At 38.3% G+C, this 13,839-nt stretch carries 10 protein-coding genes and 1 pseudogene; 5 read left to right on the plus strand and 6 right to left on the minus strand.

Going from position 1 to position 13,839, the window contains the following annotated elements:
* Positions 1-147 precede the first annotated feature (147 nt).
* A complete protein-coding gene (locus BN67_RS00690; protein WP_019222256.1) occupies positions 148-681 on the plus strand; it encodes a hypothetical protein in 534 nt (177 codons plus the stop codon).
* A 560-nt stretch (positions 682-1,241) separates the two neighbouring features.
* Here BN67_RS00690 and BN67_RS15380 read toward each other — a convergent pair.
* Together BN67_RS15380 and BN67_RS00710 are read right to left on the minus strand one after the other, a co-directional pair.
* The gene (locus tag BN67_RS15380; protein ID WP_019222258.1) at positions 1,242-1,424 is read right to left on the minus strand and encodes a hypothetical protein; all 183 of its coding nucleotides are present in this window, start codon (positions 1,422-1,424) and stop codon (positions 1,242-1,244) included.
* Between the two features lie 456 nt (positions 1,425-1,880).
* On the minus strand, positions 1,881-2,327 hold the full coding sequence (locus BN67_RS00710) for a nucleoside deaminase (protein ID WP_026088081.1): 447 nt from the start codon (positions 2,325-2,327) through the stop codon (positions 1,881-1,883).
* A gap of 253 nt (positions 2,328-2,580) precedes the next feature.
* Between BN67_RS00710 and BN67_RS12410 the strand changes: the two are divergent.
* Together BN67_RS12410 and rsmD are read left to right on the plus strand one after the other, a co-directional pair.
* A pseudogene (locus BN67_RS12410) lies at positions 2,581-3,973 on the plus strand (pseudouridine synthase).
* Positions 3,954-4,511, plus strand: coding sequence for a 16S rRNA (guanine(966)-N(2))-methyltransferase RsmD (gene rsmD / locus BN67_RS00720; protein ID WP_026088082.1), 558 nt, complete (start codon positions 3,954-3,956; stop codon positions 4,509-4,511). Before BN67_RS12410 ends, rsmD begins: the two are co-directional and overlap by 20 nt.
* 1,319 nt (positions 4,512-5,830) lie before the next feature.
* Here rsmD and lldD read toward each other — a convergent pair.
* Positions 5,831-6,982 carry an FMN-dependent L-lactate dehydrogenase LldD gene (lldD, locus tag BN67_RS00735; RefSeq protein ID WP_019222264.1) on the minus strand — a complete coding sequence of 384 codons (1,152 nt, stop codon included), beginning with the start codon at positions 6,980-6,982 and terminating at the stop codon, positions 5,831-5,833.
* Between the two features lie 832 nt (positions 6,983-7,814).
* Positions 7,815-8,903 carry a 2'-deoxycytidine 5'-triphosphate deaminase gene (locus tag BN67_RS00740; RefSeq protein ID WP_026088083.1) on the minus strand — a complete coding sequence of 363 codons (1,089 nt, stop codon included), beginning with the start codon at positions 8,901-8,903 and terminating at the stop codon, positions 7,815-7,817.
* Between the two features lie 313 nt (positions 8,904-9,216).
* Between BN67_RS00740 and mutL the strand changes: the two genes are divergently transcribed.
* Together mutL and BN67_RS00750 are read left to right on the plus strand one after the other, a co-directional pair.
* The gene (gene mutL, locus BN67_RS00745) at positions 9,217-11,055 is read left to right on the plus strand and encodes a DNA mismatch repair endonuclease MutL (RefSeq protein ID WP_026088084.1); all 1,839 of its coding nucleotides are present in this window, start codon (positions 9,217-9,219) and stop codon (positions 11,053-11,055) included.
* A 119-nt stretch (positions 11,056-11,174) separates the two neighbouring features.
* Complete coding sequence (locus BN67_RS00750) at positions 11,175-11,411, plus strand: DUF2093 domain-containing protein (protein ID WP_019222267.1); 237 nt, start codon at positions 11,175-11,177, stop codon at positions 11,409-11,411.
* 20 nt (positions 11,412-11,431) lie between these two features.
* Here BN67_RS00750 and lpxK read toward each other — a convergent pair whose 3' ends face one another.
* Together lpxK and waaA are read right to left on the minus strand one after the other, a co-directional pair.
* Positions 11,432-12,451, minus strand: coding sequence for a tetraacyldisaccharide 4'-kinase (lpxK, locus tag BN67_RS00755; RefSeq protein WP_019222268.1), 1,020 nt, complete (start codon positions 12,449-12,451; stop codon positions 11,432-11,434).
* Entirely contained in the window at positions 12,441-13,763 is a 1,323-nt protein-coding gene (waaA, locus tag BN67_RS00760) for a lipid IV(A) 3-deoxy-D-manno-octulosonic acid transferase (protein ID WP_019222269.1), read from the minus strand. The genes lpxK and waaA overlap by 11 nt, the downstream gene beginning before the upstream one ends.
* Positions 13,764-13,839: the final 76 nt, after the last annotated feature.

The raw sequence follows: 13,839 nt of genomic DNA on the forward strand, positions 1-13,839 counted from the left end.
TTTGAATTCTTTCATTGATACATAGGACTTTTTATGCCATAAAAGAAAATCATTATTTTTTCTATAGGGGGGCTTAAGTATGGAGTTTGCCCCTTCTAAATTGCTGGAATATCAATCGGCTATTTGCTGAGAGAAATGGGGTAAGCAGTGAGAAAACGCGAAATAAAAATATTATCAGTCGGTAGTTTAATTCTGTGTGTTGTTTTGACGGGATGCAATTTATCTGCTCCTACCTATGGTACTGGGAAGACGGTTTCTTTACAGTTTTTTGAAGATATTGCGAACATTGCTTCGTTAACACCAAAAAATAATAACAGCCAAATTGTTATGAAAGATCATCCAAAGCTTGTGGAGGTGAAACCTGGTTCACATCTCGTTTTGCCACGGCCTCAGCAAGAGGTGGCAAAGGATAATTCTCTTGGTAAAATGACAACACGAAAGCAATATCATACTCATGGTAAAGGGGGGGGCCTTGCTCAAGAAGAGTCACAAGTTAATAAGCGCTCTAATGCGCAAAGTGTTTCGCGGTTAAATGAGAAACAGAGACAGGAATATTTACGTCGTCAAAGAGCGCAAGTTGGAAGTGCGAAGTATCGTCGATATCTCACTGAGCCGCCTTTAAGTTATCGTCAACCGGCGAAAATAGCACCTGCTGATAAACAAGGTAAAGAGAAACGTTAAAAGAGTGTAAACAGTGCTTCGAAAGTGGGTATTGGTAAAGGGATTTGGTAGCTTTTAAAAGAAGTCTGATAGCGTGTAGAGGGGGAGTAATGAGGAGAACACGTGCTTTTTTTACTGCTTGTCAATCAACTTCCAATACCAAGGTAGTGTATTGATTTATAATGACTTTATCGTTTCTCTCCTTGACTTATAACCCCAAATACCCATAAGATTCTCTCATTTTAAACCACTTTACTTTGAATCAATTTTGTTTACTTGACTTTATACTATCGGCAGAATTGGCATGAGGGTAAAAATAAGAAAAGAAAGAAGGGAAAATGCCTCTCATGAACCGTCTTCATGCAAGGGCTGTCGCAACATGGAGTGCTGGTCAATATAATGATAGTATCGGCTTGTACCTTCATAAGCGTGAAGATGGTGGTGCGCAATTGCAGCTGCATGTTTGAAACAAAATTTAAGATGAACAGGGCTTTCCCTGCTATTAAAGTTTTTGTATGCCATATAGGAACAAACGTATCGCATATATCTTTTTGTATGATTTTTGAAATGGGAACACAGCTTCATTTGAGGAGTACATGAAATTGTAAAGGTAAAAACCAGCCGCCAGCCTTACCAACTCTTTTTAATTCGGTTTTACGACTTTCAAGAGTTTCTACAGTAATGTCTTTGAGATTATGAAGATTATGTATTGCCTCAAGCTTTTGTTTTTCACGTTCTTTAATGGGATGACGACTCTCACGCAAAATAGAACGCTACCATTTTGCACGTTTACGTGCTTGTTTTAAAGAGACATCTCTTAGCTTTTTAAGCGCATTGTGTGGTATCGTCCGTGAATTGTATACCGATAAATCCTGTATACTGATAAAGCCATTGTGTACCGTCATTTTCATACTGATCAAGGCGAAAAGTTGGCATCATCATTCTCTTTACTAACTCATGGTCTATTTACGCGCTCATGAGATTTTGACAGTTTTTGCATGAAGGCAGTTTATGAGTGGCATTTTTTCTCCTTTCTTCTCTTATTTTTATCTTCGTACCAATTTCACTGATAGTGTAAAGCCAAGTGCATAAAATGGGCTCAATAGAAAGAGATTTTAAAGGGAATATCTTACAATATTTACAGGTTATAATTCAAAGTGAATAACGACAAATTATGATTATTAATCAATATGTTGTCTAAATAAGAAGAGGGGTTATTTTTAACGTCGCTTTTGTGTAAAAAAATCTTTGAGAAGTTGGGCAGCTTCTTTTTCCTTGAAACCAGAATAAACGTCAGGCTTGTGATGGCAAGTTGGTTGCTGATAAAGGCGTGGTCCGTGTTCAATGGCGCCTCCTTTGGGATCATTTGTTGCATAGTAAAGGCGTCGTATGCGTGCGAATGAAATGGCAGAAGCGCACATAGCACAAGGTTCAAGCGTTACATAAAGGTCGCAATCGGTTAGTCTTTCGCTTTGGAATATTTCGCAGGCTATACGAATGACACGCATTTCTGCATGTCCTGTCGGGTCATGGGCGGCTTTTATGTAGTTGCCAGCGCGTGCAATGATTGTTTGACCGTGTGTGATAACGGCGCCTACCGGTACTTCATTTTTTTTGCTGGCCCATTGTGCTTCTTCGAGGGCTATTTCCATAGGAGTTAAAGTCATAGAATTTTTTCACTCAAAGTGTAGGGAACCAAAAGGTTTTTCTATAGAAAGGAATGCGATAAATGAATGCATTTATAACGAAGAAGCAGCATTTTTAAAATGTTTAAAATTGATTTATCAGTAAATCGATACATTGTGATTGCTAAAGGATAGAAAATGATAAATGATTGTGTTACTCCCCTTTTTCAAGATAAATGCTATTACGGGTAGATGACTTGCCAAATGTAGTAGAAGAGGTTAGTGTAAAGAGCAAATGAATGAAAACAGTGAAAGTGAGCGGATTGCCAAGAGGTTAGCGCGTGCTGGTGTTGCGTCGCGTCGTGATGCAGAAATGATGATTTTTGCAGGTCGTATTGTTGTGAATGGTAAAGTTGTAGCGACACCTGCTTTTAATGTTACGCGCTCTGATGTTATTAAAGTTGATGGAAAACCTTTATCTCCTACGGAACGAACACGATTATGGCTTTATCACAAGCCGGCAGGGCTTGTTACCACGAACCGTGACCCTGAAGACAGACCAACAGTATTTAGCAATTTGCCCAAAGAAATGCCTCGAGTTCTTTCTGTTGGGAGACTTGATATTAATACGGAAGGGCTTTTATTGTTAACCAATGATGGTGGTTTAGCACGTGTCTTAGAGCTTCCATTAACGGGGTGGGTGCGCAAATATAGGGTTCGTGCTCATGGACGTGTAAAACAGAGTGCGCTTGATAACCTTAAAAATGGTATAGCAGTTGATGGTATTTTTTATGGTTCGATTGAAGCATCAATTGAACGTGAACAAGGCACAAATATATGGCTTTCTGTTGCTTTACGTGAAGGAAAAAATCGTGAAATAAAGAAGGTTTTGGGCGCATTGGGATTATCAGTGAATCGTTTAATTCGTGTGTCTTATGGTCCGTTTCAACTCTCTGATTTGGAAGAAGGGGCGGTTCGTGAAATAAAAGGGCGCATGTTACGTGAGCAATTGGGTGAGCGTTTAATTATGCAAGCCAATGCAGATTTTGATTCTCCAATTTTAAAGCCTTTTTCAAATTCTAAGGTTATTGCAGAAAAAAGAAGTGATAAAGATTCTTCTATTGCAAAGGATGGTTGGATTTTTTCAAGTGGGGGAGGTGCACAGCGTAAACAGAAGGGCGGTTTTGCAAAGCGCGTTCAAGAAAAAACGGGTGAAAAACTTATGCGCAAGGATCAAAGTGAAGATGGAAAAGCAAAGCGTCCTTTGCTTCGTTCTCGCCGCTCTAATGTTTGGATGGCACCTGGCGCACGTCCACAAAGTGCACGTGAAAAATCTTTCTCTAGTGGGGGGGGGGCCTCATGATAAAAAGAGTGATTTAGGGCATAAAAAATCTTTTCATGGAGGTAAGAAAAAATCATCAGACTCTCAGTTACGGAAAGATAGAGGCGGTCGTTTTGATAAAAAACGTGGCAAGATTTCTTGCGATGAAGGGCATATTTCTGAGAGGAAGGATCGTTTTTTCAAGAAAGAAGAAAAGATGATGAAAGGCCATCATAATGAGCGGTCTTTTGAGTATAAACGAAGAGTGAAATCATTTGATGGTGCCCTAAAAAAATCTAAAGCGTATAGAGATGATACAAAAAAGTCGAAACGATTTGGAGGTTCTTGTGCGGATCGTTGGCGGTAAATTTGCAGGGCGCACTTTGTTTGCGCCCGTGGGGCAGTCTGTTCGTCCCACAAGTGATCGCGTACGCGAAAGTCTTTTTAATATTCTTACCAGTCGAGAACAACAATTTTGGGTCAATAAACGTATTCTTGATCTTTTTGCTGGGACTGGTGCTTTAGGCATAGAAGCTTTATCACGTGGTGCAAAAGCTGCTGTTTTTGTTGAAAATTCAGTGGAAGGACGTGGAGTTCTTCAAAAAAATATTGAAGCTTTTGATTTGCAGTCAATTGGCCGTATTTTGCGTCGTGATGCAACGAAGCTTGGCAATATTGGGACAATGCTTCCATTTGATGTTATTTTTGTGGATCCTCCCTATGGGCATTGTTTGGGAGAGCGTGCTTTTGTAGAGGCTCTAAGAGGTGGGTGGGCAAAAGCTGATGCACTTTTTGTGCTTGAAGAAAAGAAAGAGGCAATGATTCATTTACCTAATCTATTTTTCCTTGATGATGAACGTTTTTATGGCGAGACAGTAATACGTCTCTATAAACTGCGGTCATAGCTTGAAACTTTCAGAAATTCTCCTTCTGACTCGATAAGGTAAGAGGAATTATTCTGGCTTGCTTTTTCAGTCATAGTCTTATTATGGAGCGGTCCTTTGGTTTAAAAAAGAGTCATTTTTTTACCACCAAAAATCATGGAAAGTATTTTTGTATTATGAATGATGCAATTTCTTGTTTCTGTACATATATGCAACACCTAAAGATATATCAAAAATCTAGAGTGTAGTTTAAGTGCTGTTTGGAAGAGACACCTCGTAGTACTCCTAAGCCCATTTCCTGACGGTGTGGAGTGAGTTGTATAATGATGAAATCATTAAGCACCACCATCTTTATGCTTCTGAAGATACAAGCTGGAGCTGTTATTCTATTGACCGGCTCATGCTGTTGCAACAGCCTTTGCATTAAGGCGGTTCATAGGAGGCATTTTTCTTCCTTTCTTTTATAATTTTTATCTCTACGCCACCTCTGCTTATGGCGTACAAGTAAGTGAATAAAATTGTTTTAACATAAAGAGGTCTGAAATGAGAGGATCTCACAACATTGAAACAGCGAATATTTCTGGAACTATAGGTTTCAATTATAAGAGAAAATAAACAGAAAAACAGTATAGAAAGTGTCGTTATTCTTTCTAATTTGGCTACGTAAAAAGCAAATCTCTTTCGTTATTTTAAAGTCTGCTTTACAATGATTTTTATTAAGCGCATAATATAAAACCGATTGCACACCACTATGCTTATTGGTGTGAAGTACGACCCATGCTATCATTTTTTTCACTCCTTAATATATTTTTTAGCTCATATCAGGCTGACAATTTCTGTATTGAAGACGGCTTATAAGAGGTTTTTTCCTTCTTTTAAAATTGTTTTATTCGCATACTGACCGAATTTATGATGACAGCGGATTTTATCGTTTCATGATAAAAAGATTTTAAATAAAATACTCTTATGGTATTTGCGCTTCTCATTGAACATGTAAAGTGATCATTTATCTTTATAAAACAAAAGACTATATAAATCTTCTCTTTAAAAGCACTGGGTAAGCCAATCTGTCATGGAGGTCAATTGGATATTCTAGCAAATAATACAATAACGAAGAAAGTATAACAAAAGCTATTTTAATGATGAGATAATATATAAAAATATGAGAGTGAATTCAAAGACACCTGTCAACTTAAAGCATTATAAATATGAGCTAAAAAGAGTACAAACAATTGAAAATGTTGAAAAAAGTAAGAAATATAGAGCATTGAACCTAGCTTCTACAGCCTTCAATGGGCGCATTTCTCTTGTGCCAGAACGGTAAAACAAGATACATTTATTCATTCTTTAAAAGCATCTGTATTCACTAAACTCTCACGTGTGATCTCTTTAATTGTGCGTACACCAGTTAATGTCATGGCAACGCGCATTTCCTTGGCAAAGAGATCAAGAAGGTGCGCAACACCTTTCTCACCTGCTGCGGCAAGCGCATAAACAAAAGCACGACCAATCATAACGGCATCGGCACCTTGTGCAATCATGCGTACAACATCAAGGCCAGAACGAACACCGGAATCTGCTAAAATGGTCAAATCACCTTTTACGGCTTCTGCAATTGCGGGTAACGCTCGTGCAGTGGATAATACACCATCAAGCTGACGCCCTCCATGGTTAGAAACAACAATACCATCAGCGCCAAATTTTACGGCTTCTCGCGCATCTTCTGGATCAAGAATGCCTTTTAAAATCATTTTTCCTTTCCAAAAGTCCCGAATCCACTGTAGGTCACGCCAGCCAATTGATGGATCAAAATTTGCACCAAGCCAACCAACATAATCATCTAGTGCAATTTTCTTTTTGAGATAGGCAGAAACATTCCCAAGGTCATGTGGGCGTCCCATAAGACCAACATTCCAAGCCCAATGTGGATGAGTAAAAGCTTGTAAAATACGGCGCAACTGAGCATAAGGTCCAGACATTCCCGAATGGGCATCACGATAACGTGCACCAGGAACCGGCATATCAACTGTGAAAACCAAGGTTCGCACACCAGAGGCCCAAGAGCGCTCTAATGCATCGCGCATAAATCCACGATCTTTAAGAACGTAGAGCTGAAACCAAAACGCATTTCCAACTGCTTTGTGCACCTCTGCAATAGAACAAACTGAAACTGAGGAGAGGGTAAAAGGAATACCTTTTGCAACAGCTGCTCGTGCGGCTTTTACTTCACCACGATGCGCATACATGCCTGTTAACCCAACAGGTGAGAGCACAATCGGTAAATCAAGTGTTTTGTCAAAAAGTTTGGTTGAAAGATCAACTTCACCAATCTGCTTTAGAATCCTTTGACGCAATGCAAGAGCTTGAAGATCTGTACCATTACGTCGCAATGTTTCCTCAGCATAGGCCCCTCCATCGATATAGTGAAAAAGAAAAGGAGGTAGCCGACGTTTTGCTGCTTTGCGGTAATCAAATGTTGAGGAAATAATCATAATGGTACCATCTTCCTAAATAAAAAGCAAAAATATCCTAAAACCAATAGCCCCGCATGCCTTCTATTTAGACATCTCCAAAATGCTCTCTATTCAGTAAATGCAGGCAATTAAGATTGCAACTCAAAAAAAACACATTCCAAAAAAAACACATTAAATGAAAACAATATTTTTGTTGCTATTTTTTTAGGTTAAAATCCTATGGTGCTCAGTTATTAATCAATAACTCATAAACACATGGGGTATTATGGTAACCAAACAGCAAAAATAAAGACATGATAGTTTTTTATAAGCAGTGATTTCGTAAGATATTGTTTGAACTATCTGTTTCTATTTTAAAGCGATATACTCTCTATGAATTTAAAGAGACATCACATTAAAAGTTATACAGCTTATGATTGAGCCCCTCCAACAAAGATAAAAAAATATTCATAGAATAAAATGAATTTGTCATATGTATTTGGAAATATTTTTTCTTGCATGTTTTCTGTTAACTAAAATTGATCAAACTACATATTTCTTGTTTTCATATGGAGCGTTTAAATAAATTTTAAATATGAGGGTATAGAAAAAATAAAACTCATTTTGGATTATTTATTATCTAATTGTGTGTATAATGCCTTTATTGGCTTATTACTTTTATAAAGGAAAAAATGAAGAGGATGTTCATTTAAATTTCTAAAAATAGAGCGGCTTAGTGGTAAGGGATTTTACATCTTTAGTTTGCGAAAAGAATACATTGACGGTCTATAACGTTGTGTACAAAACCGAAGAATTTCTTTCATTCAAACATTCTTCTCACACAGAGTTTGTCAGAGCCTATGATTCGCAATTATTTAAAATGCTTGGATAACTTTAACTCTTGTGCTTGATAATGCGATCCGGCTTTATATCCATAAAGTGTTAACGGCTGATGAAGCATGTGTTCATACATTAAACGTCCAATCATTTGACCATGCTCCAAAATAAATGGCACTTCATGGCTGCGCACTTCTAAAACGGCTTTTGCTCCTTTCCCGCCTGTTTCCATATGCCCAAATCCTGGATCAAAAAAACCTGCATAATGCACTCTAAATTCACCAACGAGGGGGTCAAAGGGTGTCATTTCAGCGGCATAAAGCGGGGGGACATGGATCGACTCTCGCGAAACTAAAATATAAAATTCATCAGGATCAAGAATCAGTTCTCTTTGATCACGGTCAAAAAGAGGTTCCCAAAAATCTAGAACATGAAAAGCTGCACGTTTATCAATATCAATCACACTTGCATGACGTTTACCACGATAGCCTACAAGCCCATTTTCGTCCCCCTTCAAATTAATGGAAAGCCCAATACCACCTGCGCTAATATTAGGAAGATCATCTGATATTAGTGTTTCATTTGTATGCAAAGCATACAGATCCGTTTCATTTAGATAACTGCATCCCTTGCGAAACCGAAGTTGAGATAAACGTGAACCGGTACGCACCAAAATCGGAAATGTCCGTGGACTAATTTCAAGATAAAGTGGACCATGATAACCAGCACAAACTTTATCAAACTCTTGAGCATTGTCAGTAATAACACGTGTAAAAATATCTAACCGTCCGGTAGAGCTTTTAGGATTGGCAACTGCGGCTAAAATTTCTGGTAAAGCCAAATTTTCCAAAAGAGGAACAATATAAACGCAACCTGTTTCTAAGACTGCGCCATCTTGCAAATCAAATTCGTGTAACTTCAATCGTTCGAGTTTATCGAAAACTTTTACATCTGCTCCTGGCATAAAGGAAGCACGAATACGATAAGCTTTGTCTCCCAAACGAAGATCAAGACTTGCAGGCTGTATTTGACTTGTCTCAAATGGCCAAGAAGCCTTAAGAATGCCATTGTCAATCAAAGCTTGGATATCACTATCTGCCAAAATACCGCTTACATGCGCCATATGTGTTTTGCCTTCCATTTTTGTTTCATTTCTTTTTTTGCTCAGATAATTGATGGGTGCAAGCTGTTTTAAAGCAATAAAAACAGTTCTCTTCTAATTTTATAAATAATAAGCTCATACAATTTATATGATGATACTGAAATGAGAGCATTAAAATAAAGAAAGAGTCTTGAACCATTCTTTGAATAATCAATATATTTTGACTTTGAAAATAACACTTCTTCCACAACTCTCGTTCTTGAATGTTGCACAAATAATGCTATCATGCACCAGAATTTGTATATAATTTGCAAGAATCCCATTAGAATTTATGATGATTATACGCCATCTCAGTGAAAATATTATTAATCAAATTGCTGCTGGTGAAGTTATTGAGCGACCGGCAAATGTTGTCAAGGAACTTGTTGAAAATGCCATTGATGCTGGAGCAACCAGAATCGAGATTGTGACAGCGAACGGTGGAAAAAATCTTATAAAAGTGAGTGATAATGGCTGTGGTATTCCAGAAGATCAGTTAACCTTGGCCGTTTCTCGCCATTGTACCTCAAAAATTACTGACGATGTGCACAATATTTGTTTTCTTGGGTTTAGAGGAGAAGCTTTGCCCTCTATTGGTTCTGTTGCTAAACTGAAATTAACTTCACGAACGCAAGATGCGGAGAGTGCTGCTGAAATTATTGTCACGGCGGGAAAGATTGTCGGCCCCAAACCAGCTGCAGCAAATCCTGGAACGATTGTTGAAGTTCGTGATCTTTTTTTTGTGACTCCAGCACGGTTAAAATTTATGAAAACAGACCGTGCTGAAATGAATGCCATAACCGATATGGTTAAACGAATTGCAATTGCGTTTCCCCATATTCGTTTTTTTCTTTCAGGACCAGATAGAACGTCTATGGAATTACCTGCTACGGAAAATAATACGCAAGGGCAGTTACAACGTATTACACAAATTATGGGGAAAGAGTTTGCTCCCAACAGTGTTGTACTGAATGCTGAGCGCGAATCAGTTCGTTTGACTGGGTTTGCTTGTTTGCCATCCTTTAACCGCAGCAATAGCCTTCATCAATTTGCTTATGTTAATGGGCGTCCAGTGCGTGATAAATTTCTCTGGGGTGCAATTCGAGGCGCTTATGCTGATGTCATGCCGCGGGATCGTTATCCTGTGTCTATTCTTTTTATTGATCTGCCGCCTGCTGATGTAGATGTGAATGTTCATCCTGCGAAAGCAGATATACGTTTTCGTGATTCTGGATTAATTCGTGGTTTAATCGTTGGCGCCATTCGTGAAGCATTGCATCAAACGGGTGTTCGTCCTACTTCAACACGTTCTGAAGCCATGTTGGCTGCATTTCAAACACAACAGCCATTAAATACTGTTAAAAACACGCCTCAATTTTCTTCTTATTCTCCACAGTCCCATTATTTTGCAGCCGCCTCAATGGTTCATAAACCATTGGAGCCAGCCGGTTCTTTTGCTTTAAAAGAGAATTTTGCCCCCATCATGGAGGGTTTAGAGACACTCAGCGGTGATGTGTACATTCCAAGTACGGAATCTTCCTTAGAAGAGCTCTCTTATCCATTAGGAGCTGCTAGAGCACAAATTCATAAAAACTATATTATCGCACAAACACAAGACAGCTTGATTATCGTGGATCAGCATGCTGCTCATGAAAGATTGGTTTATGAAGCTCTAAAGAATGCGCTTTATTCAAAACCACTCCCTTCACAATTGCTGCTTATCCCAGAAATTGTAGAACTTTCTGAAGAAGATGCAACATGCCTTTTAGCGCACAAAGAGGCTTTGCAGAAGTTTGGTTTGGGAATAGAACCGTTTGGGCCTGGCGCAATTGTTGTACGTGAAACTCCTTCTATGTTGGGGGAGATTGATGTACAAGCTCTCATTAAAGATCTTGCAGATGAAGCTGCTGAATATGATACTACAGATAATTTAAAAGCAATGCTTGATTATGTTGCAGCGACTATGGCTTGTCATGGTTCCATACGATCGGGACGTCTTTTACGCCCTGAAGAAATGAATGCCTTGCTACGGCAGATAGAAGAAACGCCTAACACAGGAACGTGTAATCACGGTCGTCCCACTTATATTGAACTCAAATTAGCTGATATAGAAAGGCTTTTTGGCAGGAAGTAGATACCCACACACTCTTTTGACAAGGAAAAAATATTTTTTAATTTATTCTCGACTTTATAAAGTCTTTTATGGCACTTTACTTGCTAATCTCTCACAAAAATAGAAAGGGAGTATAAGATATGTTTTCCAGTAATGAACGCGAAGCAAAAGTTCATTATTCTAGTAGTGGATATGAAGTCATAGAATATGGAAGCTACACTCTTTGTGCTGTTAGTGGACAAAAAATTCCAATCGATGATTTAAAATATTGGAATCATCATCGCCAAGAAGCCTATGCGAGTTGTGAAATTTCCTACCATCGCGAACTTGAGTGCAATCCATATCTCAGGCAACTGTTAGATGCACAGAAAAAGTAACAAATGATTAAGTGCAATGTTTAAAGAAGATGTTTGCGCTCTCTAAAGCGAGTCATGACTTCTTCAAGCAGTATATGGCAAAAATCTTTTTGAGCAAAATCAACCTTCACGTCAAATACGATAAGATTTTTTAAGTTTTTTTGCTCACAGTTTGCTTGTATCCGTGCATAATCTTTAGCCGTTGTAGCGAGCCATAAGTTTTGCATTTTAGCCTTTTGTGCGAGATCTTTTAAATCTGTGTCGGAAAAAAAATAGTGATCGGGATAAGAGTAAGCTTGTGCCACATGACCAGAAAGCTCTTTAATGGATTTAAAAAATTTATCTGGATTCCCGATGCCTGCAAATGCCAAAAATGATTTTCCAGCAACCTCATGAGATGCTAAGGGTTGAAGCCGTGCATGATAGAGGGGGGGGGCAGGAGGTGTGGCAAGAGAACGAATTTTATCATGCGCACTTGGAGAACCAATTAATAAAATACTGTCTGTAAAAGAGAGCTGCGTTTTTAATGGTACACGCAAAGGTCCTGCTGGAAAAACAGCTCCATTCCCAAAACCACGCATTGCATCTACAACGAGCAATGCATAATCCATATAAAGGCGACGGCTTTGAAACCCATCATCCATCAAAATAAGATTACATCCTTCTTGCTGAAGTCGTTGTGCTGCTGCATGACGATCAATGGATATAGCAACAAAAGCATGTTGTGCGAGTAAAAGTGCTTCATCTCCAACATTGTGTGCATTATCATGTTTTTTATTGACAAGATGCACGCCTTTTATTGCTCCGCCATAACCGCGTGACACAATACCCGGCATGAAACCAAGTTCTTTCGCAGCTTGAGCAAAAGCAATAACAACAGGTGTTTTACCAGCACCACCACAGGTAAAATTTCCAATGCACAAAACTGGAAGATCAATCACAGGAGGCTTTCGTAACATAAAGCGCTGTGAAAAATAACCATATCCGCAAGCAATTGGGGTTAACAAAGTCCGTAAAAAGCTTTTATTTTTCCACCAAAAATGCGGTGTACTAATGCGCATATTGGCTCCGATATTGATTTAACCCTGTTTCTATCACAAGAGGCTGCAAAAATGGCTCAAGAACTTTTAATGTACGCTCAAGTGCTCCTTCCATATTTTTTGCTGTTTTATAGGCTTTATCAACTATTTCTTGTCGCAATGCTTCATTTGTTAAAAGTTTATATACTTGAATAGTAAGTTGTTTTGTATCTTGGACCATATATGCTGCATTATTTGTTAAGAATTGTTCAAAAGTCTCTTGAAAATTTGAGAAATGGGGGCCTGTTAAAATAGCTGAACCAAGAAAAGCTAACTCTAAAGGGTTATGTCCACCGTTTTCACATAACGACTTTCCGACGAAAGAAGCTTTTGATAAGCGTAGAAAAAGCCCCATTTCTCCAATTGTATCGCCCCACAAAACGTCTGTATTTGCGTCTGGAACAATATTGCTGCTTCTACGGATAAAATGTAAATTTTGATTGTTGCATTTTTTGATGAGATCTTCTAGACGCTCAGGATGGCGGGGCACAATAATTGTTAATAAATCTGGCAAATACTCTTTAAGAATTTTATGAACATCAAGAGCAATTTCTTCTTCTCCTTCATGCGTTGAAACAGCTGCCCAAACTGGACGATTGCCAATAGCATTTCGATAATATGCAAGTAATTCTTTATTTTCAATTGGTAAAACATTAGCCTTAAGATTGCCAGAAAGCGCAACAGATTTTACTCCAAGTTCATGATAATATGTTACGTCTCTTTTATTTTGACCAATAGCTAAGTCAATATGCTGAAAAATATGTTTAGCGAGCATGCGGTGTTTTTGCCAAGCTTTAAAAGAGCGCTCCGACATATGTGCATTCACCAAAATCTGTGGAATGCGCATTCTAGCAAGTTCTTTAATACGTAAAGGCCAAATCTCTGATTCACAGGTTAATGCTAAATCAGGCTTCCAATGATTTATAAAACGCTGCACAGCTAAATTTAAATCCAACGGAGCATATTGATGAATTAACCGGTTACCAAAAAGTTTTTTCACCAGAGAAGAAGAGGTTACAGTACATGTTGTCAATAATATATTGATTTTTAAGGATAAGATATAATTAATCAATGGAACAAGAGCAAGTGTTTCTCCAACACTTGCCGCATGTATCCAAATTAATGGGCTTTGAGGTCGTGTTGAGAGGCTTTTTCCTAAACGTTCTTTTTGACGTCCGCGCTCTTCTTTTCCACGAATAGTACGAAGAAACAAATAGAAAGGTATAAGAGGACGTAAACAAAAACCAATTATACGATAGATTAAAAAAGCCGCGTGTGCTTTTAGTTCCATCATTAAAATCACCTCATTTATTTATTTTGAGACGTTTATATAAACTTTTTTTGAATAATTTATAAACTTTGTTTATGGC

This window comes from Bartonella rattaustraliani AUST/NH4 (genome assembly GCF_000312565.1).
Lineage (GTDB): Bacteria > Pseudomonadota > Alphaproteobacteria > Rhizobiales > Rhizobiaceae > Bartonella > Bartonella rattaustraliani.

What these genes read in the sequence shown, in the direction of transcription:
- BN67_RS00750 (WP_019222267.1), top strand. Translation starts at nt 11,175, where the DNA reads ATGTTTTCCAGTAATGAACGCGAAGCAAAAGTTCATTATTCTAGTAGT.
- BN67_RS00740 (WP_026088083.1), bottom strand. Translation starts at nt 8,903, where the DNA reads ATGGCGCATGTAAGCGGTATTTTGGCAGATAGTGATATCCAAGCTTTG.
- BN67_RS00710 (WP_026088081.1), bottom strand. Translation starts at nt 2,327, where the DNA reads ATGACTTTAACTCCTATGGAAATAGCCCTCGAAGAAGCACAATGGGCC.
- mutL (WP_026088084.1), top strand. Translation starts at nt 9,217, where the DNA reads ATGATTATACGCCATCTCAGTGAAAATATTATTAATCAAATTGCTGCT.
- waaA (WP_019222269.1), bottom strand. Translation starts at nt 13,763, where the DNA reads ATGATGGAACTAAAAGCACACGCGGCTTTTTTAATCTATCGTATAATT.
- lldD (WP_019222264.1), bottom strand. Translation starts at nt 6,982, where the DNA reads ATGATTATTTCCTCAACATTTGATTACCGCAAAGCAGCAAAACGTCGG.
- lpxK (WP_019222268.1), bottom strand. Translation starts at nt 12,451, where the DNA reads ATGCGCATTAGTACACCGCATTTTTGGTGGAAAAATAAAAGCTTTTTA.